24 protein-coding genes and 1 pseudogene are annotated in these 26,497 nt (G+C 62.9%); 9 read left to right on the top strand and 16 right to left on the bottom strand.

Annotation, left to right across the window (positions count from 1 at the left end):
- The first annotated feature begins 3 nt into the window (after positions 1–3).
- The 8 genes and pseudogenes from hisI to IFT80_RS21885 all read left to right on the top strand — a co-directional run bounded on the left by hisI (position 4) and on the right by IFT80_RS21885 (position 5,033).
- The gene (gene hisI, locus IFT80_RS11095) at positions 4–405 is read left to right on the top strand and encodes a phosphoribosyl-AMP cyclohydrolase (RefSeq protein WP_122480457.1); all 402 of its coding nucleotides are present in this window, start codon (positions 4–6) and stop codon (positions 403–405) included.
- Complete coding sequence (locus IFT80_RS11090; protein ID WP_122480666.1) at positions 398–733, top strand: phosphoribosyl-ATP diphosphatase; 336 nt, start codon at positions 398–400, stop codon at positions 731–733. Before hisI ends, IFT80_RS11090 begins: the two co-directional genes overlap by 8 nt.
- Positions 734–758: 25 nt before the next feature.
- Positions 759–1,019: a twin-arginine translocase TatA/TatE family subunit gene (locus IFT80_RS11085; protein ID WP_122480458.1), complete on the top strand. Its 261-nt coding sequence runs from the start codon at positions 759–761 to the stop codon at positions 1,017–1,019.
- 3 nt (positions 1,020–1,022) lie between these two features.
- Positions 1,023–1,499, top strand: a complete 477-nt coding sequence (gene tatB / locus IFT80_RS11080) for a Sec-independent protein translocase protein TatB (RefSeq protein WP_192137560.1) — start codon at positions 1,023–1,025, stop codon at positions 1,497–1,499.
- Positions 1,496–2,284, top strand: coding sequence for a twin-arginine translocase subunit TatC (gene tatC, locus IFT80_RS11075; RefSeq protein ID WP_122480460.1), 789 nt, complete (start codon positions 1,496–1,498; stop codon positions 2,282–2,284). Before tatB ends, tatC begins: the two co-directional genes overlap by 4 nt.
- Entirely contained in the window at positions 2,281–2,988 is a 708-nt protein-coding gene (locus IFT80_RS11070; protein ID WP_185794931.1) for a 16S rRNA (uracil(1498)-N(3))-methyltransferase, read from the top strand. Before tatC ends, IFT80_RS11070 begins: the two co-directional genes overlap by 4 nt.
- 128 nt (positions 2,989–3,116) lie before the next feature.
- Positions 3,117–4,178 (top strand): annotated as a pseudogene (locus tag IFT80_RS21890) (methyl-accepting chemotaxis protein); the annotation flags it as partial.
- Positions 4,170–5,033, top strand: a complete 864-nt coding sequence (locus IFT80_RS21885) for a methyl-accepting chemotaxis protein (protein WP_425312022.1) — start codon at positions 4,170–4,172, stop codon at positions 5,031–5,033. The pseudogene IFT80_RS21890 and the gene IFT80_RS21885, both read left to right, overlap by 9 nt.
- Positions 5,034–5,160: 127 nt before the next feature.
- Here IFT80_RS21885 and IFT80_RS11060 read toward each other — a convergent pair whose 3' ends face one another.
- From IFT80_RS11060 to IFT80_RS10990, 15 genes are all read right to left on the bottom strand, one after another.
- On the bottom strand, positions 5,161–5,895 hold the full coding sequence (locus IFT80_RS11060; RefSeq protein WP_185795002.1) for an ATP-binding cassette domain-containing protein: 735 nt from the start codon (positions 5,893–5,895) through the stop codon (positions 5,161–5,163).
- The gene (locus IFT80_RS11055; RefSeq protein WP_192137558.1) at positions 5,888–6,850 is read right to left on the bottom strand and encodes an ABC transporter permease subunit; all 963 of its coding nucleotides are present in this window, start codon (positions 6,848–6,850) and stop codon (positions 5,888–5,890) included. The genes IFT80_RS11060 and IFT80_RS11055 overlap by 8 nt, the downstream gene beginning before the upstream one ends.
- Before the next feature lie 75 nt (positions 6,851–6,925).
- Entirely contained in the window at positions 6,926–7,723 is a 798-nt protein-coding gene (locus IFT80_RS11050) for a transporter substrate-binding domain-containing protein (RefSeq protein WP_122480464.1), read from the bottom strand.
- 350 nt (positions 7,724–8,073) lie between these two features.
- The gene (gene mdoH / locus IFT80_RS11045) at positions 8,074–10,650 is read right to left on the bottom strand and encodes a glucans biosynthesis glucosyltransferase MdoH (RefSeq protein ID WP_192058990.1); all 2,577 of its coding nucleotides are present in this window, start codon (positions 10,648–10,650) and stop codon (positions 8,074–8,076) included.
- Entirely contained in the window at positions 10,643–12,388 is a 1,746-nt protein-coding gene (locus IFT80_RS11040) for a glucan biosynthesis protein G (RefSeq protein ID WP_342214340.1), read from the bottom strand. The genes mdoH and IFT80_RS11040 overlap by 8 nt, the downstream gene beginning before the upstream one ends.
- A gap of 262 nt (positions 12,389–12,650) precedes the next feature.
- Entirely contained in the window at positions 12,651–13,088 is a 438-nt protein-coding gene (dtd, locus tag IFT80_RS11035; RefSeq protein WP_122480466.1) for a D-aminoacyl-tRNA deacylase, read from the bottom strand.
- Positions 13,085–14,056, bottom strand: coding sequence for a prolyl aminopeptidase (gene pip, locus IFT80_RS11030; protein ID WP_122480467.1), 972 nt, complete (start codon positions 14,054–14,056; stop codon positions 13,085–13,087). Before pip ends, dtd begins: the two co-directional genes overlap by 4 nt.
- A 104-nt stretch (positions 14,057–14,160) precedes the next feature.
- Positions 14,161–15,306, bottom strand: coding sequence for a PheS-related mystery ligase SrmL (gene srmL / locus IFT80_RS11025; protein WP_192102835.1), 1,146 nt, complete (start codon positions 15,304–15,306; stop codon positions 14,161–14,163).
- Between the two features lie 134 nt (positions 15,307–15,440).
- On the bottom strand, positions 15,441–16,262 hold the full coding sequence (locus tag IFT80_RS11020) for a quaternary amine ABC transporter ATP-binding protein (RefSeq protein WP_192058986.1): 822 nt from the start codon (positions 16,260–16,262) through the stop codon (positions 15,441–15,443).
- Positions 16,259–17,110 carry an ABC transporter permease gene (locus tag IFT80_RS11015; protein ID WP_122480470.1) on the bottom strand — a complete coding sequence of 284 codons (852 nt, stop codon included), beginning with the start codon at positions 17,108–17,110 and terminating at the stop codon, positions 16,259–16,261. The genes IFT80_RS11020 and IFT80_RS11015 overlap by 4 nt, the downstream gene beginning before the upstream one ends.
- Positions 17,111–17,155: 45 nt before the next feature.
- The gene (locus tag IFT80_RS11010) at positions 17,156–18,124 is read right to left on the bottom strand and encodes an ABC transporter substrate-binding protein (RefSeq protein WP_122480471.1); all 969 of its coding nucleotides are present in this window, start codon (positions 18,122–18,124) and stop codon (positions 17,156–17,158) included.
- A 114-nt stretch (positions 18,125–18,238) separates the two neighbouring features.
- The gene (gene hutC, locus IFT80_RS11005; RefSeq protein WP_240998863.1) at positions 18,239–18,949 is read right to left on the bottom strand and encodes a histidine utilization repressor; all 711 of its coding nucleotides are present in this window, start codon (positions 18,947–18,949) and stop codon (positions 18,239–18,241) included.
- 146 nt (positions 18,950–19,095) lie between these two features.
- Positions 19,096–19,584 carry a lipocalin family protein gene (locus IFT80_RS11000; protein ID WP_446730990.1) on the bottom strand — a complete coding sequence of 163 codons (489 nt, stop codon included), beginning with the start codon at positions 19,582–19,584 and terminating at the stop codon, positions 19,096–19,098.
- 367 nt (positions 19,585–19,951) lie between these two features.
- On the bottom strand, positions 19,952–20,962 hold the full coding sequence (locus tag IFT80_RS10995) for a class 1 fructose-bisphosphatase (protein WP_122714533.1): 1,011 nt from the start codon (positions 20,960–20,962) through the stop codon (positions 19,952–19,954).
- A gap of 330 nt (positions 20,963–21,292) precedes the next feature.
- Positions 21,293–23,743, bottom strand: a complete 2,451-nt coding sequence (locus IFT80_RS10990; protein WP_192048040.1) for a glycogen/starch/alpha-glucan phosphorylase — start codon at positions 23,741–23,743, stop codon at positions 21,293–21,295.
- A 187-nt stretch (positions 23,744–23,930) separates the two neighbouring features.
- Between IFT80_RS10990 and IFT80_RS10985 the strand changes: the two genes are divergently transcribed.
- The gene (locus tag IFT80_RS10985) at positions 23,931–24,341 is read left to right on the top strand and encodes a YkgJ family cysteine cluster protein (RefSeq protein ID WP_122480476.1); all 411 of its coding nucleotides are present in this window, start codon (positions 23,931–23,933) and stop codon (positions 24,339–24,341) included.
- Positions 24,342–24,410: 69 nt separating this feature from the next.
- Here the strand turns inward: IFT80_RS10985 and IFT80_RS10980 are convergent, their stop codons facing one another.
- Positions 24,411–26,408: a methyl-accepting chemotaxis protein gene (locus tag IFT80_RS10980; protein ID WP_192058982.1), complete on the bottom strand. Its 1,998-nt coding sequence runs from the start codon at positions 26,406–26,408 to the stop codon at positions 24,411–24,413.
- Positions 26,409–26,497 lie beyond the last annotated feature (89 nt).

Genomic DNA, 26,497 nt, shown 5'->3' with positions numbered 1-26,497 from the left:
CACATGAAAGACTGGCTGGACGAGATCAAATGGGACCGCGACGGCCTGGTGCCGGCGATTGCCCAGGATCACCACACCGGGCGCATCCTCATGATGGCCTGGATGAACCGCGAGGCACTGGCATTGACCGCTGCCGAAAACCGGGCGATCTACTGGTCCCGGTCGCGTGGCAAGCTGTGGCGCAAGGGCGAGGAATCCGGCCACGTGCAAAAACTGCACGAGCTGCGCCTGGACTGCGACGCCGACGTGGTCGTGCTCAGCGTCGAGCAGGTCGGTGACATCGCCTGTCACACTGGCCGCCAAAGCTGCTTCTATCGGGTCTTCGAGAACGGCCAATGGACCGTCGTCGACCCCGTCCTGAAAGATCCCGCTGCCATCTATTCCGCAGGCCATGGCCATGAATGACACTCTGGACCGCGTCGCTGCGGTGCTCGAAGAACGCAAGGGCGCCAGCGCCGACAGCTCGTATGTCGCCAGCCTGTACGCCAAGGGATTGAACAAGATTCTGGAAAAGCTCGGCGAAGAATCGATCGAGACCATCATTGCCGCCAAGGATGCCGCCCACAGCGGCGACTGCAGTGATGTCATCTACGAAACCGCCGATCTGTGGTTCCATAGCCTGGTCATGCTTGCACAACTGGGCCAACACCCACAGGCTGTACTCGATGAACTGGATCGCCGATTCGGCCTGTCCGGTCACGATGAGAAAGCCGCCCGCCTGCCGTCAGCCTGAAATGTCTTTTTGGAGGAGTTGAATCATGGGTCTGTTTGATTGGAAACACTGGATCGTCATCCTGATTGTCGTGGTACTGGTCTTCGGCACCAAGAAACTCAAGAACCTGGGCACCGACGTCGGTGAATCGATCAAGGGCTTTCGCAAAGCCATGAACGACGACGACAAACCGGGTGCCGAGCAGCCGACACAGCCGGTGCACCCGCAGGCCAGCTCGCCGCTGACTCCGCCGCATACCCTCGACGGCCAGCATCAGAAAGTCGAAGAACCCATCAGGAAAGACTGATCAATGTTCGGTATCAGCTTCAGCGAACTCATGCTCGTGGGCCTCATCGCCCTGTTGGTGCTGGGCCCTGAGCGACTGCCCGGTGCCGCGCGCACCGCAGGGTTGTGGATCGGGCGCCTGAAACGCAGCTTCAACGCGATCAAGACCGAAGTGGAACGCGAGATAGGCGCCGACGAAATCCGTCGCCAACTGCACAACGAGCACGTGCTTTCGCTTGAGGAGCAGGCGCGCAAGATCCTCGATCCGCAGCGCGCTGCGCGTCCGAGCGAGCCGCCCGCACCGCTGGCCGATCCGATTCCACCCGGCGCCCAGGCGCAACCGGTGCTTGATCGTGATGCGGTGAGCACCGATGTGACGCCTACCACGGTGCCCACTGCCACGCAGACACGGGCTGTGGTTGACCGTGACACGAGCAGCGCCCAGGCTGTTGCGATACCCGTATCCTCCAATGAACCTACACAGCCACCGCGGGCCCCATGAGCGAAATTCCGGAAAACGACCAGCCCATGCCGCTGGTCTCGCACTTGACCGAATTGCGCACGCGCCTGCTGCGTTGCGTTGCCGTGATTTTCCTGGTCTTCGCCGGGCTGTTTTCCTTCGCCCAACAGATCTACACCCTGGTGTCGGCGCCGCTGCGCGAGTACCTGCCCGAAGGGGCAACGATGATCGCCACCGACGTGGCCTCGCCGTTTCTCACGCCATTCAAGCTGACCATGATGGTCTCGCTGTTCCTGGCCGTGCCGATCATCCTGCACCAGGTCTGGGGCTTCATCGCACCGGGCCTGTACAAGCACGAAAAACGCATTGCCATACCATTGCTGGTGTCGAGCATCTTCCTGTTCTATGCCGGGATGGCCTTCGCCTACTTTCTGGTGTTTCCGCTGGTCTTCAAGTTCTTCGCCAGTGCCACGCCCGTGGGCGTGACCATGGCCACCGACATCGCCAGTTACCTCGATTTCGTCATGACGCTGTTCTTCGCTTTCGGTGTGGCGTTCGAGATTCCGGTGGCCGTGGTACTGCTGGTGTGGATCGGCGTGGTCGACGTCAAGTACCTGCGCAAGATCCGCCCGTACGTGATCATCGGCTGCTTCGTGGTCGGCATGATTCTGACCCCACCGGACATTTTTTCGCAGACACTGCTGGCCGTGCCGATGTGGTTGCTGTTCGAGATCGGCATCCTGTTCGGTGCCCTGATCCGCAAGCGCGGTGATGAACCGACCGAGGACGATGACCGCAACGGCCAGCCGCCTGCGACTCAGGCATGAACCTGCTGCTGCTAGAAACGGCCGACTTCACCGCGCCGGACAAGGTAGTGCTGCGTGATCGACGCTTCACCCACATGCAGGCCGTGCACCGTGTCGAGCTGGGCGACAGCCTGCGGGTGGGCAAGGTCGATGGCTTGATGGGGCGTGCCCAGGTCACAAGGTTGGAAGATCACGAGGCCGAACTTGCCGTGGTGCTCGACCAACCGCCACCGGCGAAACTGCCGCTGACACTGGTCCTTGCGCTGCCCCGCCCGAAAATGCTTCGCCGAGTGTTCCAGACCATTGCCACCATGGGGGTGGCCAAGCTGGTCCTGGTGAACAGCTATCGGGTCGAGAAAAGTTTCTGGCAAACCCCTTTTCTCGAGCCGGCTGCCATTCGCGAGCAGCTCATTCTGGGCCTGGAACAGGCACGCGATACCCAGCTCCCCGAAGTGCTGATCGAAAAGCGTTTCAAGCCCTTCGTCGAGGATCGCCTGCCTGCTGTGAGCGCCGGCACCCTGGGGCTGGTCGGGCATCCGGGCGACTACCCGCCCTGCCCGCGTCATCCGGAGCAGCCAGTGACCCTGGCCATCGGCCCGGAAGGTGGCTGGATTCCCTACGAGGTCGACCTGCTGGGCCTTGCAGGTTTGCAGCCAGTGCAGCTGGGCGAACGCATCCTGCGGGTTGAAACCGCCGTGGCGGTGCTGCTCGCGCGGCTGTTCTGACCCACGTCGTCCAGGCTTGACGATTCCCGGTGGGTCACGTCACTTAGCCACCATCGAGTTTCGGCGACACCTGCCGATGCCCCTGAACTGCCGACAATCATGCTGTCGGCCTGTCAGGGAGCTTCATCATGTCCAACACCTTTGCCCGCTACCTGGGCAATCTGAGCGTCAACCTGAAACTGGGGATTGGTTTCGGTGTGGTGCTACTGCTTACTCTTTTGATTGCCGCCACGGGCTGGTCTGGCCTGACCCGCTTGATCGAGCGCGCCGACAAGATCACCAGCATTTCCATACTCGACGACCGCATGCGTGACCTGCGCATTGCCGCTCAGTCGTTCGAACTGCAGAAAGGCAGTTCCGGTGCCGACAATGTCACCCGTCTTCTCGACCAGCTCGACACCGATCTTGCGGCCGCCCAACACACTCTGGTGCAGCCCGAAGACATCGCGCTCGTCGAGCAGGAAATAGCCACCACCCAAGCCTATCGCCGGGAATTCACCGCATCGCTGGCGTCGATCCAGGGTCGCGAAGCAGCCCGCAGCCAACTGGGCAGCACCGCCGACCGCGCCGTGGCCGAAGTCAATCAGGCGCAGGCAGCGCTGCTGAGCCAGGGCGAGCTGACGGCCTACAGCACCCTGGTGGAAACCAGCCGGCTGATCCAGCAGGCGCGCTTTCAAGTGCGTGGCTACACCTATAGCGCCAAGGACGAAGCACGTCAGCCGGCGCTGGCGGCCATCGACCAGGCGATCGCTTCGGTCGCCTCTGCGGGGGCCAGTGTCTCCGGCGAGTTCACCGGTCGGCTGCAACAGGCCGGCGAGTCCCTGCGTGCCTATCGCGCGGCGGTGGCGCAGTTCAGCGAAAACCAGCAGGCCACGCTGCAGAGCATCGACAAGATGACGGCATTGGGCACCACCCTGCTCGAGCTCAGCGACCGACTGGGCGACTCGCAGACGGCCAAGCGCGATGCCGACACGGCCCAGGCCAAGGCGTGGCTGGCCACTGCAGCCGCCCTGGCCACACTGCTTGGTATCGCTGCGGCATGGGCGATCACCGCGCAGATCGTCGGCCCGTTGCGGCAGACCCTGGCGAGCGTCGAACGCGTCGCTTCCGGCGACCTGCGGCAGTCGCCCGCCATCACCCGACGTGACGAACTGGGCCAGGTTCAACTGGCCCTGCAGCGCATGACCCTGAACCTGCGCGAACTGGTGGGTGGCATCAGCGAGGGCGTCACGCAGCTGGCCAGTGCCGCAGAGGAGCTTTCCGCGGTCACCGAGCAGACCAGCGCCGGGGTCAACGCGCAGAAAGTCGAAACCGACCAGGTGGCCACGGCCATGAATGAAATGGCGGCGACAGTGCAGGAAGTGGCGCGCAACGCCGAGGAAGCCTCGGAAGCTGCCGTGGCTGCCGATCAGCAGGCCCGTGAAGGTGATCGAGTGGTCAGCCAGGCCGTGGGCCAGATCGAGCGACTGGCAGCCGAGGTGCTGCATTCCAGCGAGGCCATGAATCAGTTGAAACAGGAAAGCAGCAAGATCGGCGGCGTGCTCGATGTGATCAAGTCGGTGGCGCAGCAGACCAACCTGTTGGCTCTGAACGCGGCAATCGAGGCGGCCCGTGCCGGCGAGGCAGGCCGCGGTTTTGCCGTGGTGGCCGATGAAGTGCGCAGCCTGGCCCAACGCACTCAGCAATCGACCGAAGAGATCCAGTCGTTGATCGCTTCGCTGCAGACCGGTACCCATGAGGTTTCCAGCGCACTGGACAGCAGCCGGGCGATGACCGACAGCAGTGTGCAACTGGCCCGGCGTGCCGGTGAGTCGTTGAGCGACATTACCCGTACCGTGTCGACGATCCAGGCGATGAACCAGCAGATCGCCGCCGCGGCGGAGCAACAGAGCGTGGTGGCCGAAGAAATCAACCGCAGCGTGCTCAACGTGCGCGACGTTTCCGAGCAGACATCGGCGGCGAGCGAGGAAACGGCAGCGTCGAGCATCGAGCTGGCGCGTCTGGGCACACATCTGCAGGGGTTGGTGGGTCAGTTCAAGGTCTGACCCTGGTTGGGTGAGCCTGAGGGCCTCTTCGCGGGCAGAGCCCCGCTCCCACAGGAGCCTGCAGCGATCTTGTGGGAGCGGGGCTCTGCCCGCGAAAGCGGTCTGCGGATCGGCGCAGGAACCCGGGCTACAACACCTGGCGCAAAAACGCCTGTGCCCTTGGGTCCTTGGGTGCGTCGAAGAACTCGGCCGGGGGCGCATCTTCCAGCAAACGGCCATGGTCGAAGAACAGCACACGGTCCGCCACTTCACGGGCGAAGCCCATTTCATGGGTGACGCACACCATGGTCATGCCTTCTTCGGCGAGGGTCTTCATCACTTCCAGCACCTCACCGACCATCTCCGGATCGAGCGCCGATGTCGGCTCGTCGAACAGCATGACCTTCGGGTCCATGCACAGCGCCCGGGCAATGGCCACGCGCTGCTGCTGGCCACCGGAGAGCCGTGAAGGAAACGCATCGGCCTTCTCGCCGATGCCTACCTTGGCCAGCAATGCGCGTGCCTTGGCCTCGCGCTCGGCCTTGCCGCGCTTGCGCACCACTTTCTGCGCCAGGCACAGGTTTTCCAGCACGGTCATGTGCGGAAACAGGTTGAAGTGCTGGAACACCATGCCGACTTCGCGCCGGTAGGCATTGATGTTGGTTTTGGGATCGTCGAGGCGCAGGCCATCGATGCTCACCGAGCCTTCATCGAACGCCTCAAGGCCATTGAGGCAACGCAGGAAGGTGGACTTGCCCGAGCCCGAGGGGCCCAGTACCACCAGCACCTCGCCCTTGGCCACCTGGGTGCTCACCTGATCGACCGCGCGCACCACCTGGCCACGGGTATTGAACACCTTCAACAGGTCGCGTACTTCAATCACTTTGCGCAAGCCTCCGCTCGAGCCGGCTGGCGAAATACGACAGCGGCAGATTGATGACCAGGTACAGGGCCGCCACGCAGAACCAGATCTCGAACGTCGAGAACGACGTGGTGATGGCTTCGCGACCGCTCTTGGTCAGCTCGGTAATGGCAATCACCGACACCAGCGACGTGTCCTTGACCAGGCTGATGAACTGCCCGGCCAGGGGTGGCAGAACACGCTTGAAAGCCTGCGGCAGGATGACGTGACGCATCGACTGTCCGGCATCCAGGCCCAGGGAGCGGGCGGCCTCGCCCTGCCCCTTGGCAATGGACTGCACGCCCGAGCGTACGATCTCTGCCACGTAGGCACCGGTGAACAGCGCCAGCGCCGCCACCCCGGCGAATTCGCGCGAAAGGTTGAGCACGGTACCGATGAAGAAATAGAAGATGAAAATCTGCACCAGCAGCGGCGTACCCCGCACCAGCTCGACATACACCGTCGACAGGTGGCGCAAGGTGGGGTTGCTCGACAGCCGGCACAGCCCGGTGACCAGGCCCAGCAGCAGGCCGGCCACGCCCGACACCAGCGACAGCCACAGCGTGGTCCACAGCCCCCAGGCGATCGGCCCGGCGGTCCAGTGGCGCGTCACGCCGATCTGGTCGCCTTCGGAGACGTCATCGCCCTCTTCGAGTACGACACTGCCACTGTCCGCCAGCAACACCTGTTCGCCACCGTCTTCGTCGCGCAGGGTGACCCGTGCCTGCCCGCCCTGCCGGACGATCCGCTCGACGCTGCCATAGCCCTCGGCGCGCTGCGGCAGCTCGGCCTGATAGACGAAGTACTGCGGCACTCGATTCCAATGCCACTCATAGGAAATGCGCGAGGTGGCAGCGTACAAGCTGAAAGCCAGGCCGATGAGCACCAGCGCGGTGAGCCCGTGCCAGGGCCATTGAGCTTTGTGGTGTTTGATCACAGGGGGTTCAATCCGCTAGAAGACCGCCGCGCAGGGCAGGCCTGCGCGTCAGGGAGAGTCTGGCCAGAGGCGCAGTCATTGCATTTCGTCGAGCCAGTTCTTGCTCACGAACCACTTCTTGTGGATACGATCGTAGCTGCCGTCTTCACGGGCCTGGCGCAGGAAGTTGTTGATGAAGTTGAGGCTGTCGTAGTCGCCCTTCTTCAAGCCGAACGCCAAGGGCTCGTAAGTGAAAGGCTCGTCGAGGTAGACCAGCTTGCCATTACCGACCTTGTCCACCGCCACCACGTTGTAGGGCGAATCGTAGATGAACGCATCCGCCTTGCCGTTGACCACGTCGAGTACCGCTTCAGGCTCGTTGTCGTAGCCGTGGTACTGCGCCTTGGCGATCAACTTGCGCGCCACGAACTCGCCGGTCGTGCCGACCTTGGAGGTGATGCGGTAGTCCGGCGAGTTCAGGTCCTTGTAGGTCTTGACCTTGTCGGCCAATTCCTTGCGGATCAGCAGGGTCTGGCCGACGACGATGAACGGGTCGCTGAAGTTGATGCGCAGGTTGCGCTCCTGGGTCAGGGTCAGGCCGCTGCCGATCATGTCGAACTTGTCGGTCATCAGCGCTGGAATGATGCCATCCAGGCTGGTCGATACCAGCTCCAGCTTGACGCCCATGGACTTGGCCATGGCCTTGAGCAGGTCGACTTCGAAACCGATGATTTCGCCACGCTTGTTTGTCATTTCGAACGGCATGTAGGTCGGGTCCATGCCCACGCGCAAAGTGCCGCGCTTGACCGCTTCGTCGATAGCGCCCGCTTGCGCCGAACCCACGACCGCCATGGCCATGACGCCGAGCAGCAGCCGCGACAGATACTTGTTCATTACCAATTCCCCTAGCCAACTTCGGGCACGGCCAAGCCTGGGCGCACCATTTCGGGGTGCGATCCTAACTCAAACAGGGGGTTGAACAAAGTTTGGCGATGAAATGAGTGCCAGGTGGCACTATTGGAGGGCATGGCGGAGTAACCGTGGTGCGGCCTTCGCGGCCGCTGACCGCTCCTACAAAGAACTGCAGCATGCCTGTGGGTGCCAGATGGCGCTGTTGGGGGGCATGGCAGGAATATCGAGGTGCAGCATTCGCGGGCAGAGGGCTCAGCCGCCCGCCCCGCTCCCACAGGAGTGCTTTTGCTACTTGAGGGAGCGGGCTCTGCCCGCGAATGAGGCCAACACGGTCAGGCGTTCTGCAAGCCTGCCGCTGCAGCGGTGTCCAGCGTTGGCACAGCCGGCGATTGCCGCTCCGCCTGCTTGGACTGACGCCACGCTTCCAGCCACGCGACGTTCTGATCAGCCCAGACATGCTCGTGCAGACGCGAGATCGCTACCGGATCGCTGAGCAGCGACATGCGCGTGCTGTTGTCGAGCTTCTGAGGGCCACCTTCGAGCGCTTGGTGCACCCACTGCGCGCGCATGCTTTCGATCGGCGCAGCCTTGCCGTGCCGCGCCGTGCCCAGGCCGTAGGCCAAGGCATTCTGGCGCGGATCGACAACGGCACGCACGAAACCATCCTTGAGCGCGTTATCACGGTTTGCCTGGGTATAGCGATCGGTGGACAGCAGCTCCTGTGGCGTGTCGTACTCCTCGGGAATCAGGAACAACTTCTCATCGCGTGCCTGCATGCCCAGATTGGTCCGGCTGGAGATCACCGACACCGGGATCGACAGCATCAGCGAACCCACGATCGGAGTCAGCCACCACAGGAAGCTGGGGTTCAGCCAGATCACCAGGGCAGCCCAGGCCGCGCCCAGCAGCGTCTGCGAGCCATGACGCTTGATCGCCTCGCTCCAGGGCGTGGAGTCGTCGTCACGCTGCGGCGAGTTCCAGGTCGCGGCCCAACCCAGGAACGCGGCGAGCACGAAACGGGTATGGAACAGCATGCGCACCGGCGCCAGCAGCATCGAGAAGAGCATTTCCAGCAGCATCGACAAGGTGACCTTGAAACGGCCGCCGTATTCTTTCGCGCCCTTGGCCCAGATCAGGATGATGCTCAGCAGCTTGGGCAGGAACAGCAGCACGATGGTGGTGGAGAACAGCGCCACCGCCTTGTCCGGGTGCCATTGCGGCCACAGCGGGTACAGCTGACGCGGCGCCAGGAAGTAGGTCGGCTCCATCAGCGTGTTCACCGCCAGCAGCGCGGTGGACAGCACCAGGAAGAAGAACCACAACGGTGCCGACAGGTACGACATCACGCCGGTGAGGAATACCGCCCGGTGAACCGGGTGCATGCCCTTGACCAGGAACAGCCGGAAGTTCATCAGGTTGCCGTGGCACCAGCGGCGATCGCGCTTGAGCTCGTCGAGCAGGTTGGGCGGCAGTTCTTCGTAGCTGCCCGGCAGGTCATAGGCGATCCATACGCCCCAGCCGGCGCGGCGCATCAGTGCCGCCTCGACGAAGTCGTGAGAAAGAATCGCACCGGCGAACGCACCCTTGCCCGGCAACGGCGCCAGGGCGCAGTGCTCGATGAAAGGCTTCATGCGAATGATCGCATTGTGCCCCCAGTAGTGCGATTCGCCCAACTGCCAGAAGTGCAGGCCGGCGGTGAACAGCGGACCGTACACGCGGGTAGCGAACTGCTGCATGCGCGCGTACAGGGTGTCCATGCCCGAAGCCTTGGGCGCGGTCTGGATGATGCCCGCATCCGGGGTCGCTTCCATCAAGCGAACCAGGCTGGTCAGGCATTCGCCACTCATTACGCTGTCGGCGTCGAGTACCACCATGTAGCGGTATTCGCTGCCCCAGCGACGGCAGAAGTCGTCGAGGTTGCCGCTCTTGCGTTTGACCCGACGGCGGCGACGACGGTAGAAGATATGCCCGAAACCACCGGCTTCGCGGCACACTTCCAACCACGCCTGTTGCTCGGCAACCGCGATATCGGGGTCGTTGGTGTCGCTGAGCACGAAGAAGTCGAAACGATCCAGGTCACCGGTCGCCTTGACCGACTCGAACGTGGCGCGCAAACCGGCGAAGACGCGTGTCACATCTTCGTTGCAGATCGGCATGACCAGCGCGGTGCGCGCGCCTGCCTCGATCGGCTCGTTGCCCGCGCTGGCGCCGGAGATGCGGTACTTGTCGCGACCGGTTAGCAGTTCGAGGAAGCCCATCAACGCCGTCCAGAAACCCGCCGATACCCAGCAGAACAGGATACCGAAAAGGATCAGGATGCTGGTCTGCAGGAAGTACGGCAGAACCTGCGTAGCGGTCTGCATGATCGGCTGACGAACCACTTCGTCGAGGTCGACCATGCCCCAGCCCTGGTACGGCATGATGCCTTTCATGTACCAGCCGGCGACGATGGTCTGGCCCAGCATCAGAACCAGCAGAATGTAGCGACGCATCGAACCGACCCAGCGCCAGCGTGCCTTCGGCAGCACCCGCTTGTCGCTGGTGGGCTCGGGCTTGCTGGCCTTGCCGGTCAGCTTGCGCCACACCCGCACCAGCACGTTGGTGCGCCACGGCTCGGGAATCACCAGCGTGCGGTTGATCGGTGGCGTGGCCTTGAGCTGCAGGCGACCGCTGGCGTCGACGCCAAGCATCTCGGCCTCTTCCAGCTCGGCAGCCGAGTCCAGCCGCAGGCGCTGCTCGACCGAGTTCTGTGCGCCAAGCACGGCATCGTGCGACGGGCGCCCGGACAGGCGCTCGTGCAGTTCGGTGAAGGACGTGCAGTCGGCAAGTTCTGCGCGCTGTGCGTCCCCCAGGGGCAAATGAGCCAGATATTCGCCAAGCGATTCTGGCCGAGCTGGAGAATTAGTCATCGGCGGGCAACTGGTAGCTCCAGGTTTCAGTCAGGACCTGCTCGGTCTTGACCGGTTCGGTCGGTGTGACAGGAGCGGTTTCAGGCGCGGCGGGTGCCGGAGCCTGTGCAACCTCGGCAGCCTTCTCGGCCTTGCCGTGTGCCTTGTCATGCTTGGGCGCAGCCTTGTCTTCGACCGGCTCGGCTGCCTTGACAGGCTCCACCGGCAGATCCTTGACCAGCGCTGCACGCATTTCCACGGCCTTGTTCGGATCCTTCACCTTGACCCGCAGGGTCAGGCGCCAGCCTTTGGTCAGCGGGTTGTAGCGGACGTTGTTCTCGACCAGCTCGGCGTTGTCATCGACGCTGACCTGACTGCGAACGGCGGTGTCTTCAGCCAAAGCGGCCAGCACCGGACCTTCGTAGTCGATCAGGAAGGCAATGCTGCCATCGGCCTGACGGATCAGGTTGGACTGCTTCACGTCGCCGGTCGAACGCAGGGTCTGATTGACCCAGGCAACGTCGGGCGAGTGAAACTCGTCTTCGTCCGTGGTCCAGTGCAGGCGGTAGTTGTGCTCCAGCGCCTGACCGGGCTCCGGGATCTTTTCCGGGTTCCAGAAAGCCACGATGTTGTCGTTGGTTTCGTCGGCGGTCGGAATTTCAACCAGGTCGACGGTACCCTTGCCCCAATCGCCCTTGGGCTCGATCCAGGCGCTCGGACGTTTGTCATAGCGGTCATCAAGGTCTTCGTAACGGGAGAACTCGCGGCCACGCTGCAGCAGACCGAAACCGCGCGGGTTCTCCACGGTGAAGCTGCTCACGGCCAGGTGCTTGGGATTGTTCAGCGGGCGCCACAGCCACTCGCCGTTGCCGGCATGGATGGACAGGCCGGTGGAGTCGTGCAACTCGTGACGGTAGTTCTGCACACGGGACGGCTGGTTCGAGCCGAACAGGAACATGCTGGTCAGCGGCGCAATGCCCAGGCGGCTGACACGGTCACGCAGGAACACCCGCGACTCGACGTCGACGGTCGTGTCCTTGCCCGGACGCAAGGTCAATTTGTAGGCACCAGTTGAACGTGGCGAATCGAGCAGGGCGAAGATCACCAGCTGCTTGTCGCCTTCGTTCGGCCGTTCGACCCAGAACTCGCGAAACCGCGGGAACTCTTCGCCCGACGGCAATGCCGTATCAAGGGCCAGGCCGCGGGCCGACAGACCGTAGACCTGGTTTTTGCCGATGACGCGGAAGTAGCTCGCGCCCAGCATGGTCATGATTTCGTCCTGCTTGTCCGCCTTGTTGATCGGGAACAAGACGCGGAAACCGGCGTAGCCCAACTGATCGGTGGATTTGGGATCGAACTGCAGGTCACCGAAATCGAAACGCGCTGGGTCGTACTTGATTTCGTTGACGGTGGTAGCGGTGACTTCGTTGATCTTCACCGGGGTGTCGAAGTGCATGCCCTGATGATAGAAGGACAGCTTGAACGGGGTCTTGGCGTCGGCCCATTCGGCGTTTTCGTTGCGGAAACGGATCTTCTGGTAGTCCGCAAACTTCATGTCGCGAAACTCTTTGGGCAGATTGCTGCGCGGAGTTTCGAATTTCTGACCGGCGAGCTCCTTGGCGCGTCCGGCAACATCATCCAGGCTGAAAGCCCAGAGTTGGCTGGCGCTGAACAGGCAGAACAGTGCAGACCCGGCCAGCATCGCATTGCGCAACCGAGTGCGGGGTGTTCTTGAAGCATTTAAAGGACTAACAATCACGAGCAACCCTCGCCGAAAACATATCGAAAAACCAACGGCCAGCAGTCTTGCGCCGGGTTGGCGAGCACTGTTCCGACTCCAAAAGGGCACAATGATTCCCCAAGCGGAGCCGGACACGCTTCAAACTGGACATACCGGGTAGCGAAATGTGGCCCCCTGGCGCGCGATTATCTAGTACGTCGCGTCACAACGCATCAGGGTAGCTCAAGTATTTATGCTGTGAGAAACGGACGACGACTGCAAACTCGCCAGCAATAGGCCATTAAATTTGTAACAAAAAGGTTACGGGGCCATCGTTAGTCAGGCTTACCTGCATATCGGCACCGAACTGCCCGACCTGAACCTGTGGATGCGCTTTTTTTGCAGCGTCCACGAGGTGCTCGAAAAGCGCCTGCGCCAAGGCCGGCACGGCTGCAGTGGAGAAGCCTGCGCGCAGGCCGCTGCGGGTGTCCGCCGCCAAGGTGAATTGCGACACCAGCAACAGGCCGCCGCCAACATCTTTCAGCGACAGGTTCATCTTGCCTTGCTCGTCGCTGAACACTCGATAGTTGAGCAGCTTGTGCAGGAGCTTGTCGGCGCTGGCGGCGGTGTCGTCCGGCTCGACCGCTACCAGCACCAACAGCCCCTGGTCGATGGCCCCGATGGTTTGCCCGGCCACCTCGACGCGGGCCTGGCTGACCCGCTGCAGCAGCCCCTTCACGCTTCTTCCAGGGGCAGGTCCAGCAAACGCCGCGCCATCTGCTCGGCGGCGCGCACCAGGGCGTCGGTAATGCCCGGCTCCGAAGCGGCATGACCCGCGTCGCGAATGACCTGCAGCTCGCTGTTTGGCCAGGCCTGATGCAGCGCCCAGGCGTTGTCCAGCGGGCAGATCACGTCGTAGCGGCCGTGTACGATGACTGCCGGCAGATGGGCGATGCGCGGCATGTCGCGGATCAGCTGGTCGGGTTCGAGGAAGGCATTGTTGACGAAGTAATGGGTTTCGATGCGCGCGATCGACAGCGCACGCTGCGGCTCGGAGAAACGATCGACCACCAGCGGGTTGGGCCGCAGGGTCGCGGTGCGCCCTTCCCAGGTGGACCAGGCCTTGGCCGCATGCATCTGGGCAATCTGGTCGTTGCCGGTAAGACGCTTGTGGAAAGCCTGCAACAGGTTGCCGCGCTCATCCAGCGGTATCGGCGCGATGTAGTCCTGCCAATAGTCGGGGAACAGGCGACTGGCGCCGGCCTGGTAGAACCATTCTATTTCCTGCGGGCGGCAGAGGAAAATGCCGCGCAGGATCAGGCCGTGGACCCGCTCGGGATGGGTCTGGGCATAGGCCAGGGCCAGCGTGGAGCCCCAGGAACCGCCGAACAGCACCCACTTGTCGATGCCAAGGTGCTCGCGAATGCGCTCCATGTCTGCCACCAGCCGCCAGGTGGTGTTGTTCTCGATGCTGGCATGAGGCGTGGAGCGGCCGCAGCCGCGCTGGTCGAAGGTCACGATGCGATAGACGTTGGGATCGAAGTAGCAACGGCTCTGCGCGTCGCACCCGGAGCCCGGGCCGCCGTGGATGAACAGCACCGGCAAGCCCTTGGGCGAGCCGCTTTCGTCGACATACAGCACGTGCGGCTCTTCCACGGCCAGATCATGCCTGGCGTAGGGTTTGATCTGCGGGTACAAGGTTTGCATCGTGCGCTCCGTTGGATGTTGGGTCTCTGCCGTTGGCCATCATAAACCCGAATGACCGCTCGGCGCATTCTCCCTATTCATTGCAGGGTTTCCACTGCAGGGTTTCACAAGCGCTCCCCTACCAGATAGGCGCCACCCGGCACGCCCTGGTGCAAAGCCGTGCGGATATCGCGATACAAGCCGTCGGCCTGCTGCGCAGTCAGGGACTGGGCGTGGTCGCGCAGCACCACCTGCAGCACCAGGTTGTGCTGGCCGCGAACGATGCCCAGGCGCTTGATGGTCAGCGCGGGTAATTCCTCGAACGGCCAGCAGCCGCGTATGTGCAGTTCCTCGATCCAGCTGGCGCGGTAGCCGGCCACCTGCAGGACCTGCTCGGTGATGTCCTCGATCCCCAACCCCGGTGCCACCGCCAGCGACAGGTCACGGCTGATCGCCGGCTGGCGGTACAGGGGCTGCCAGGCCTTGAGGTCGCCCATCTGCGCCTGCACCTGGGGATGGCCGTCGCGCAGCAGGCGGATGTCCGGAACGCCCTTGCGCAGCATGGCCAGGCGGTCCAGCCCAAGGCGCAGAACCAGACCACCATGGGCCTGGGGATCGACCTCCAGACGCTGCAGGAACGCCGGGCAGATGCAGCCGCAGGCGAGGATGTCCACCGGTGCCTGGCGGGTCACCAAACTGACGTTGAGGCCATCGCGGGTAAAACCGCAGGCTCCGCAGCTGTGCCCCCACATTCGCCCCGGCACGGCGATGTCCAGCACATCACCGACCAGACGCAGCAGATCCTGACGATTGCCCAGTTCGGCGTCGCCCAGTACCCAGATGTCCATCTGGTGCGGCTCGGCGCAATGCCAGCGATCACGGATATCGCGACGGAAAGTGATGCCCGGTGCGGCGAGCATGATGGTTTCGCCCGGTGCCCGACGCGCCGCCGCCGCTTGCAGGCCGGTGATGATCGCGCTGCTGGTCTGGGTGCGCAGCAGCAGTTCGTCATCCACCCAGCAGCTGTGGTTGCCTACCTCATCCATCACCTGGGGATCGTCGCCGCACAGCTGGAAGTTTTCCACGGCAGAGATGATCCGCGGCCCCTTGTGCACCTCGGCCAAGGGCCAGCCTTGTCGCACCAGGCCGGCAAGCAGATCCTTGACCAGCAGGCGCACGGCATGGGGCGGCTCGCAGGCGTCGGTCAGGTCGGCAATGCGCAGCGCCTTGTGTATCGCTTCATGGCTGAGATAGTGCTTGGTGACGGGCATGCAGGCATTCCTTGTTCGAGGCGAATGCCTGCACGCTAGGCAGGGTATTGGGGGACCACAATCAGAAAAGTCTGAAAGGCCTGTTATTCAGAAACGTCTGTCGGACGTTTCTGAATAACAGGCCGTTTGGAGCTTCAGATCGCGACGCTGCGCCGCTGGACGAACCGGTCCACATAGTCGTCGGCCGGGTTGTGCAGGATTTCCCTGGCGGTGCCGGCCTGGATCAGGCGTCCGTCCTTGAGAATGGCGATCCGGTTGCCCAGGCGAAGCGCTTCGTCCAGATCGTGGGTGATGAACACGATGGTCTTGTGCAGGCGGGTCTGCAATTCCAGCAGCTGGTCCTGCATTTCGGCGCGGATCAAGGGGTCCAGGGCACTGAATGCTTCGTCCATGAGAATGATGTCGGTGTCGGCGGCCAGTGCCCGCGCCAGGCCCACACGCTGGCGCATGCCGCCGGAAAGCTGCTGCGGGTAGGCGTGTTCGTAGCCATTGAGGCCCACCGCTTCGACCCAGTGCTGCGCGCGCTCCTCGCACAGCGCCTTGCTCTCGCCCCGCACCTTGAGGCCATAGGCGACGTTGTCCAGCACGCTTCTGTGCGGCAACAGGCCGAAGCTCTGGAACACCATGCTGATCTTGCGACGGCGAAATTCGCGCAGCGCCGGCATGCCGTAACGCAGGATATCCTCGCCATCCACCAGTATCTGGCCACTGGAAGGATCTACCAGTCGGTTGAAATGCCGCACCAGGGTGGACTTGCCCGAACCGGACAACCCCATGATGACGAACACTTCGCCTGCGGCGATCGACAACGACAGGTCGTCGACCCCGACCACGCAACCGGTAGCGGCCAGCACCTGCTCCTTGCTCTGCCCTTGCTGGCTCAGCGCCAGCGCCTCTTTCTCGCGCTTGCCGAACACCTTGTAGACATTGCGCACTTCGATCTTCGGCGCGTTCATCGGCCTGCCTCGTGACGGGGACGACCATAGGCCTGGGTGATGCGGTCGATCACGACCGCCAGAATGACGATTGCCAACCCGGCCTCGAGCCCCTTGCCCACGTTCAAGGTCTGGATACCCACCAGCACGTCTTCGCCCAGGCCACGGGCACCGATCATCGAGGCAATCACCACCATCGACAGCGCCATCATGGTGGTCTGGTTGATGCCGGCCATGATGCTCGGCAGGGCCAATGGCAATTGCACACCGAACAGCTGCTGCCAGCGATTGGCACCGAAGGCATTGATCGCTTCCATGACCTCGCGATCGACCTGGCGAATGCCCAGGTCGGTCAGGCGTATCAGCGGCGGCGCCGCGTAGATCACGGTGGCGAAGATGGCCGGTACCTTGCCCAGGCCAAACAGCATCAGTACCGGGATCAGGTACACGAAGCTGGGCATGGTCTGCATGATGTCGAGCAGCGGCATCAGTACCGCGCGCAGACGGTCGCTGCGTGCGGCAAGGATGCCCAGGGGAATGGCGATCACGACGGAAATCAGTGTGGCAACCAGCATCAATGCCAGGGTCTGCATGAGCTTGTCCCACAGCCCCACCGCGCCGACCAGAAACAGCAGGCCGACGATGACCGCGGTGGTCAGCCACTTGCGCGATGCATGCCAGGCGATGCCGCCGACAATTGCCAGCATCAGCCACCAGGGCGTCATGCGCAGCAGGCTTTCCAGGTTGACGATGGCCCATAGCAGGGTGTCGGATATCTGCCGGAAGACATCGCCATAGCGGGTCACCAGCGCATCGACGCCGTCATTGACCCAGTTGGCGATGGAAAAAGTGAAGCTTTCAGGAAACATGGGGCGCTCTCGATGCTGGGGGCTTTGTCGATACCAAAGACCAGGTCAAAGCGCTGCTTCGATCTTGGTGGCGGCCGCTTCGCTGACCCATGGCTTCCAGACGTCCGGGTGCTCCTTGAGGAACAGGCGCGCCAGCTTGGGCGACTCGATACGCTCGCGACTCATGCGCGCCAGATTCTGGTTGAGCAGGTCGATGGGCAGGTTGACCTTCTCGAACACGCCGAGCAATTCCGGCGCACCGTCGTGAAAGGCCTTGGACAGGCCGACCTTGATGCTGATGGTCTTGTCCACACCGGGTTTTTCCGCCAGCTTGACGACGTCGACCTGGCCCAGCAGAGGGGTCGGTGACCAGTAATAGAACAGGATCGGTTCGCCACGCTTGTAGCTCGACAGTACCGCCGCATCGAGGGCGGGCCCTGTGCCTGGGCGGAAATTGGTGTAGCTGTCCAGCAGGCCGTAGCTTTTGAGCATTTCGCTGTTTTCCAGCTCGCAGGTCCAGCCGGCCGGGCAATTGTAGAAACGACCCTTGTTCGGTTCTTCCTGATCCTTGAACACCTGGGCGTATTTGCCCAGGTCGGCGATGGCTTTGAGGTCGGGCGCTTTGGCGTCGAGGCCGCGCTTGGCGTCGCCTTCGACCACATAGCGCGGCACGTACCAACCTTCCACGGCGCCGGTGATCGGCGCGCCTACACCCACCACCTTGCCCGCCTGCTCGGCCTTGTTCCAGACCTCGCTGCGACCGACCCATTCCTCGGCGAATACCTGGATGTCGTTGCTGCCCAACGCACTTTCCATGGTGATGGAGTTGCCCGGCAGGCTGTCGGTCTTGCAGTCGTAGCCGTGTTCCAGCACGAACTGCAGCAGGTCGGTGAGCAGCATGCCGCTCTCCCAGTTCAGGCCGGCGAATTTCACCGGTTTGCCCGATTCGCACCACCCGGCGGCTTGGCTGTTACCGGCAGCGGCCAGCAAGCCCAGGGAAAGGGTCGTTGCCAGGAGGGTCTTGTTCAGTTTCATCGGGTCCTGCTCCACATGGGCCATGGGTCACGGCGGTCTATGGCTGTGACCGCGCGATGAGCCATTGTTCTGCGCGACCTGTGGCAGATTGGCGTATTTGTGTCGCCAGCAGGCCTATTTGGTGAAGCGTCCTTCCAGCCGATGACGCGAACCTGGGTGGATCAAGCGCGCCGCCGTGACCGGCGTCTTGCCCGACCAGGTGCGCCGCAGGATCAGCAGGCAGGGCTCGCCGCGCTCGATCTGCAGCAGTTCGCACTCGCTGGGGTTGGCGAGCATGGCTTCCACCAGGTGCTCGCCGGCGGTCAGCGGTGCCACACGGGTCAGGTAGGCATACGGCGTCTCTTCGACGAAGTCCTGCTGCAGGTATTGCGGGGCGATCTGGGCGTTGACGTAGCGATCCTCGATCTGCACCGGGATGTCGTTTTCGTAGTGGACGATGATCGAATGAAACACGCGTTGGCCTTCGCGCATGTTCAAGGTCAAGGCGCGCTCGGCGCCGGCCGCTTCTTCTTCCAGCAATACCAGGCGGCTGCTGTGGCGGTGGCCGCGGGCGGCGATCTCGTCGGCGACGTTGTGCACTTCGAACAGCGCCGACTGGCTTTTCGGCTCGGCCACGAACGTCCCTACGCCCTGCATGCGCACCAACAGGCCTTCGGCCGTCAACTCGCGCAAGGCGCGATTGATGGTCATGCGGCTGAAGCCCAACTGGTTGACCAGCTCGCTTTCCGAGGGCACCCGGTAGTGCGGTGGCCAGGTACCGTTGAGGATCTGCACCGCGATCATCTGTTTGACGCGGGCATACAAGGGCGCCGGACTTTCGCCCATCTGGGCAGCCAGCGCAGGGACAACGGGCGGAGTCGGCACAAGAATTCCTTGGATTGATTCGTGGGGCACAGCGAGTGACATTGTAACGCGACTCGCGCCTGGGCAGGACAACTCTGCACGGGCCGGGCGCGAGCGGGGTCACGCCATCACTTGCCGATATCGGCATCCGCCGCGCGCCAGATCAGGCGCGTGGTGTCATAGCCCTGCTGGCGTGCTTTCGTCAGCATGCGCTCGCGCACGGCCGTGGACACCTGCGGCGTGCGCGACAGCAGCCACAGGTACTTGCGGTTCGGGCTGCCGACCAGCGCGTGCTGGTAGCCGTCGTCCACGTCCAATACCCAGTAGTCGCCCTTGGCCAGGTCTGGGGCCATTCTGGAGAACCAGTTGTCGAACACCACCCACAGCTTGTCGGTCTTGCCGGGGACCTGCGGCGAAGCGGTGCCGTTGGCTTCCTGCCACTTGCCACTGTCGGTGCGGCAGCGGTTGAGCACGCCGATGTTGCCGTCGGCCTGCAGGGTGTAATGGGCTTCGGATTGGGCGCAGTTGCGCTGGAAGAACATGGGCAACCTGGCCACTTCGTACCAAGTGCCTTGGTAGCGCTTCAGGTCTACGCTGTCGACGGTACGTGGCGCCATGCTGGCGTCGGGGGCATTGCTGCAACCGGCGATCAACAGCGACAGGCACAAAGGCAGCAAGGCAAACGTGCGCAACGACATGGGGGGCTCTCCTTGAACGGCAGACACAGGGGATGTGCTGCTTAGAAGAGCGCAAACGGCGCGGGTTCCAATTGGCAACGGTGCGCCTACCGCGGTGGGCCAGAGGCACCCCATGCACCAGCGCCTGTCTTCAACGCGGCCCCTGTAGCAGCGGCGCAAGCCGCGTCAGGGGCACAGCAATGATTCAACTCCACCGCATGCACCGCCGACGCGGCTCGCGCCGCTGCTACAGAAGAATCCGCCAACCCCTGCACCAGCGCCCGGCTTCAATGCGGTCTTGCGGCGTTTACTCGGTGTGGTAACCGGTGACGCGCTCGACTTCCTGCTTGGAACCCAGGAACACGGCAACACGCTGGTGCAGGCCCTCGGGCTTGATGTCCATGATGCGCTGGCGGCCATCGGTCGAAGCACCACCGGCCTGCTCCACCAGGAACGACATCGGGTTGGCTTCGTACATCAGGCGCAGCTTGCCTGGCTTCTCTGGCTCGCGGCTGTCGCGTGGGTACATGAACAAGCCGCCGCGGGTCAGGATACGGTGCACGTCGGCGACCATCGAGGCGATCCAGCGCATGTTGTAGTTCTTCTTCAACGGGCCTTCTTCACCGGCCAGCAGCTCGTCCACATACTTGGTCACCGGGGCTTCCCAGTGACGCTTGTTGGACATGTTGATGGCGAACTCGGCGGTGGTTTCCGGAATCTGGATGTTCTCGTGGGTCAACACGAAGCTGCCCATTTCGCGATCCAGGGTGAAACCCTTGACGCCGTTGCCCAGGGTCAGGATGAGCATGGTCTGCGGGCCATAGATGGCGTAACCGGCAGCAACCTGCTCGGTGCCTGGCTGCAGGAAGGCTTGTTCCTTGAGGCTGTCGTTCTGGCTCAGGTGCTCGGTAGGGCAGCGCAGGACCGAGAAGATGGTGCCGACCGACACGTTGACGTCGATGTTGGAAGAGCCGTCGAGGGGGTCGAATACCAGCAGGTAGGCACCCTTGGGGTACTGGCCGGGAATCTGGTAGGCGTTGTCCATTTCTTCGGACGCCATGCCGGCCAGGTGACCGCCCCATTCGTTGGCTTCGAGCAGGATGTCGTTGGACAGCACGTCCAGCTTCTTCTGCACTTCACCTTGGACGTTTTCGGTGCCCATGCTGCCAAGCACGCCACCCAGGGCGCCCTTGGACACCGCATGGCTGATCTCTTTGCACGCGCGCGCCACCACTTCGATCAGGAAGCGCAGATCGGCCGGCGTGTTGTTGCTGCGGGTCTGCTCGATCAAGTAGCGACTCAGGGTAACGCGGGACATGGACGACTCCGGAGTAGAAAAGGGTTGGGGAAAGCCCGCACAGTTTACACGGGTGCGGTCAAACCTAGCGAGCGCTAGCCACGCCGCGGCAGCCATCAGATCGCTATCAGGGAATATAGTTCGCCGCTGAGTATGCGGCGAGCCCTTCGCGGCCGAAGACCGCTCCTACCGGATGAACACAAAAATCCGAAGGAGCGGTCTGTGGCCGCGAAAAGGCTGGTGCGCTGTATTTGATACACCGCGGTGCGTTCTTCGCGGCCGATGAACCGCTCCTACAGACATCCGTAGGAGCGGTCTTCGGCCGCGAAAAGAGCGCCGCCGATCCTGGCCCTACTCCAACGCCTGCCAGATATCCTGCGCATACTCGCGGATGGTCCGGTCGGAAGAGAACCAGCCCATGCGCGCCGTGTTCAATACCGCCATGCGCCACCACTTGTCGGCGTCATGCCAGGTGTCCTCGACCTTGCGCTGCGCATCCCAGTACGCGTCGAAATCGGCGCACAACAGGAAGCGGTCGTAATTGGTCAGCGAATCGACCAACCCGACATAGCGCGATGGATCATCCGGCGAGAACACCCCACCGCGGATGGCCTGCAGCACATCGTTCAACCGATGGGAAGCCGCGACATCGCCATGGGCACTGTAGCCCCCGGCATGCTTGCGTTCTTCCACCTGAGCGGCGGTCATGCCGAAGATGAACATGTTTTCCTTGCCCAGGAATTCGCACATCTCGACGTTGGCACCGTCCAGCGTACCGATGGTCAAGGCGCCATTGAGGCCGAACTTCATGTTGCTGGTGCCCGATGCTTCGTAGCCGGCCGTGGAAATCTGCTCGGACAGATCCGCTGCCGGAATGATGCTTTCCGCCAGGCTGACGTTGTAGTTGGGCAGGAACACCACCTTGAGCAGGCCGCGCACGGTCGGGTCGTTGTTGACCACGCGGGCGATGTCGTTGGCCAGTTTGATGATCAGCTTGGCCTGGTGATAACTGGCCGCGGCCTTGCCGGCGAAGATCTTCACCCGCGGCACCCAGTTCGTCTCCGGCTCGGCGCGAATGGCCTGGTAGAGCGCCACGGTGTGCATCAGGTTGAGCAACTGCCGCTTGTACTCGTGGATGCGCTTGACCTGAACGTCGAACATCGCCTCCGGATTGACCGCCACCCCCACGCGCTCATGAATGATGCGCGCAAGCGCCTTTTTGCTGTTCAATCGCTGCGCAGCGAACGCCTTGCGGAACTCGGGCTGGTCGGCAAAAGGCTCGAGGTTTTTCAGCAGCCCTTCCGGGTTGTCGAGCAATTGCGGCCCGAGCTTGTCGACCAGCATGGCGGTCAGCTCGCTGTTGGACTGGTACAGCCAGCGGCGGAAGGTGATGCCGTTGGTCTTGTTGTTGATCCGGTCGGGATAGAGCTTGTGCAGTTCGGAGAACACGGTGCTGCGCATCAACTGGGTGTGCAGGCCCGACACGCCGTTGACACTGTGCGAGCCGAGGAACGCCAGGTTGCCCATGCGCACGCGACGGCCGTTGTCTTCCTCGATCAGCGATACCGCGCGCAGCACATCGACGTCGTCCTGGCCTTTGGCGCGCAGCGAATCGATGTGATAGGCGTTGATCAGGTAGATGATCTGCATGTGCCGCGGCAGCATGCGTTCCATCAAGCCCACCGGCCAGGTTTCCAGCGCTTCGGGCAACAGTGTGTGGTTGGTGTAGGCCAGGGTGTTGACGGTGATTTCCCACGCCGTGTCCCAGGCCAGGCCATGTTCGTCCACCAACTGGCGCATCAGCTCTGCCACGGCGATGGAGGGGTGAGTGTCGTTGAGCTGGATGGCGGCCTTGTCGGACAGGTTGAGCAGGCTGTCGTTGCCATTGAGGTGACGACGCAGCAGGTCCTGCAGGGAGGCTGCAACGAAGAAGTACTCCTGGCGCAGGCGCAACTCCTGGCCCGCCTCGGTGCTGTCGGCGGGGTACAGGACCCGCGAGATACTCTCGGCGCGTGCCACTTCGGCCACGGCGCCCAAGTGGTCGCCCGCGTTGAAGCGTTCCAGGTGCAGCTCTTCCAGTGCCCGCGCACGCCACAGGCGCAGCGTGTTGACACTGGAGCCACGCCAGCCGACCACTGGCGTGTCGTAGGCAACCGCGCGAACGGTCTCGCTGGGCCACCACACCTGCTTTTGCTGGCCTTCGCTGTCGGTGACGGTTTCCACATGACCACCGAAGCTGATCGGATAGATCACTTCAGGACGCTCGAACTCCCAGGGGTTGCCGAAATTCAGCCAGTTTTCCGTCTGCTCCTGCTGCCAGCCGTCGACGATGGCCTGGCGGAACAGGCCGTGTTCGTAACGGATGCCATAGCCGTGGGCAGCGACGCCCAGGGTCGACATGCTTTCCATGAAACAGGCGGCCAGGCGGCCGAGGCCACCATTGCCCAGCGCTGCATCGGGCTCGAGCAGACGGATGCGTTCCAGGTCCACGCCCAGGTCGGTCAACGCTTCACGGGCGATGTCCAGCAGCCCGAGGTTGCTCAGGCTATCGTAGAGCAGCCGGCCGATGAGGAATTCCAGAGAAAGGTAATAGACCCTTTTCTGACCCTTGCGGTAGATCTGCCGGGTGTGATCCATCCAGTGCTCGACCATGTGGTCGCGCGCCGCCAGGGCAATGGCCTCGAACCAGTCATGGTCGAATGCGTGATCGGGGTCCTTGCCCACCGCGTAGGTGAGTTTGGCGAGTACAGCAGCGCGGAAATCGGCCACCTCGGCGTCACGGACAAGCGGTTCCTGAGACATGCAATGCGTCCTCGGGGAAATTGACGATTCTAGATGGAATACCTGAGCCTAGACGCTTCGACACACGCTGAAAGCTCAGGTTCGTAACTTTGCACGATTAGCAGGGTTTCAGGCAGATGGTTGTTCACTTTTTCACCAATGCCGGTATGATCGCGCGCCCTGATCCACGTTACCTGATGACCTGACGATGAAAAGCTCTTTGATTGCCGCCGCCGAAGTGGACCGCCTGGACACCTGGCAGAAATATTCCGCGCCGATGTGCGGCGCCTGTATCTCGACCTGCTGCACGCTGCCGGTGGAAGTGAAGATCAAGGACCTGATCCGTATCGGCGTGGTGGATGAATTCGAGAAAGGCGATCCCCCCAAGAACGTTGCCAAGCGTTTGCAGAAGGAAGGCATCGTCGAGCGCTTCAACCAGAAGTCGGGCATTTTCACCCTGACGCGCATGAGCAACAACGATTGCCTGTACCTGGACAAGAAAAGCCGCCTGTGCACCATCTATGAAAAGCGTCCGGACACCTGCCGCAATCATCCGAAGATCGGGCCTCGCCCAGGCTTCTGTGCCTACCAGCCCAAGCCAGTATCGCGCCAAGGCTGAGTAACGTCCCTGCTACCCCTGTGGGAGCGGGCTCTGCCCGCGAAGGGAGCGCCGCCCAATTGCCGCCGGTCACCCCTGTCGGCTCAGCCCTGCCAGACGGGTCGACAGAGCCTGCATGCCCTGGCTCAGTTCACTGAGGCTCGACGCATCGCGCGCGCCGTCTTCGCTGGCTGCGTGAATGCGCACTGCCAGCTCGTTGATCTCCTGGGTGACATGGCTCTGTTCCTGGGCGGCCACAGCGATCTGCTGGGTGCGCTGGACGATGTCGTCGAAACCGACCACCGTGCTCCCCAGCGACACGCTCAACACGTCAGCTTGCTGCGCCACGGTCCGCGTGCGGTCCTCGCCCGCGACCATGGTATTGACCGCCTTCACCGACGCCTGGCGCAGTTCGCCGATCATCTCCTGGATCTCGTCGGCCGAAGCCTGGGTCCGTCCTGCCAGGGTGCGCACCTCGTCGGCAACCACTGCAAAACCTCGCCCCTGCTCACCGGCGCGAGCGGCTTCGATCGCGGCATTGAGTGCCAGCAGGTTGGTCTGCGCGGAAATCGACTTGATCACGTCGAGCACGCCACTGACACTTTCGATGTCCTGACCCAGGCTGGTGATCGCCTGCGCCACGCTGGCGATATCACCGGTCAAGGAATTGATCGTCTGGCTGTTCTGCTGAACATGCCCCTGGCTCTGGCGCGCCGTCGACAGCGACAGCTGCGCGGTGTCGGAACACTCCGTGGTGTTGGAGGCAACCTCCTGGGCACTGGACGACATCTCGGTAATCGCCGTGGCCAGCAAGGTGTTGTCCTGACGCTGGGTTTCGGCGCGTTCGGCCATGATCACCGACAACCGAGCAACGTCATCGGACTGTTTCTGCAGGCGCAGCGCCTCATCGGCGATGGCCTTGAGCATGCTGCGCAGGTTGCCGGCGTAACGGTTGACCGCCCCGCGCAGCAGGCCGATCTCGTCCGCGCGAGCCACGTCCAGTTCGGCGCTGGCGCCACCGCCCTGCTCGCCCAGCTTGTCGATCTGTGCCGTGGTTTCGTTGATCTGACTGAACACCGCGCGCCCGGCCAGCCAGGCCAGACCGAACACCAATGCAAGGATCGGCAGCAAGGTGGTGAGGATATCCACAGTCAATTTGCTGGCAATGCCGGTCATGTGTGCCTGCGGCGTGGCCAGGCCCACCACCCAACCACTGGCCGGCACCCGCGTGAGACTGATGTAGCCCGCCCCACCCAGTTGCGCGTCCTGATCGATATGAAACGTCTGCGCTTCGCGCTGGCCGCTGCTGCGCCAATCGGCAACGCCCTTGAACCAAGGGTAGGCAGCGAGCATCGCCGCCTCGTCGGCAGGTGCCGGTTTGTCGTTGGCGGTCGGGAAATACAGGACCTTGCCCGAGGGGTCGATGGCGAACGCATAACCCCCGGTGACCTGCCCGTTGGACTTGAGGAAGTTGGCCAAGCCCGTGAGTGTCAGGTCGATGGTCGCCACACCGGCGAAACGTCCTTCACGACTGTAGGGCACGGTACAGGTGGTCATCAGGATCTTGCTGACCGGATCCTCGTAGGCATCCGACCACGCGCAGCGGCCAGGCGCGGATGCCTTGCCCTGCACGTACCAGTCGGCGGCGTGATAGTCATCGACGGCGCCGGCATTGTATTCCTCGGAATAACCCAAACCCTGCCCACTGCGCGCCCAATAGAAACTGCGCCGCGGCACGCCTGCGCTGAACGCATTGGGCTCGGGCCACAGGCCACCACCGGCAATGGCGGCATCGCCCTGTGAGTCGATGATCGGTGCCAATGCACCCTTCACCAGCTCGACGTCGGCCCGCAGCGTCGCGCCCAAACTCGCCAGCGCGGCGACGCGCCCCTCGACCTCGGCCAGCTGGATCGACAGCTGCCGAGCGATGGCCGTGGCCGACTGCTCGGCGCTCTTGGTGTTGGACTGGATCAGCTTGGGCTCGCCGCTGAGTACCATGACCGCGTAGATGGCCACCGTCGTGACCAGAAGGATGAACAGGATGCCCAAGCTGAAGCGGGACATGATCTTGGTAGGTAGCAGGCTCACGGGGCCCCCTTCGGAGGGAATCGATATTGCCTGCGCTATCGGCTCGGTCCGAGGAAACTCGAGAAGTGGGCGATGGAAGGTATGCAGGG

Source organism: Pseudomonas sp. CFBP 8771 (genome assembly GCF_014841695.1).
Classification (GTDB): Bacteria; Pseudomonadota; Gammaproteobacteria; order Pseudomonadales; family Pseudomonadaceae; genus Aquipseudomonas; species Aquipseudomonas baltica.
The sequence above is the reverse complement of the archived record's forward strand: the minus strand, read 5'-3'. Positions and strand labels throughout refer to the sequence as shown.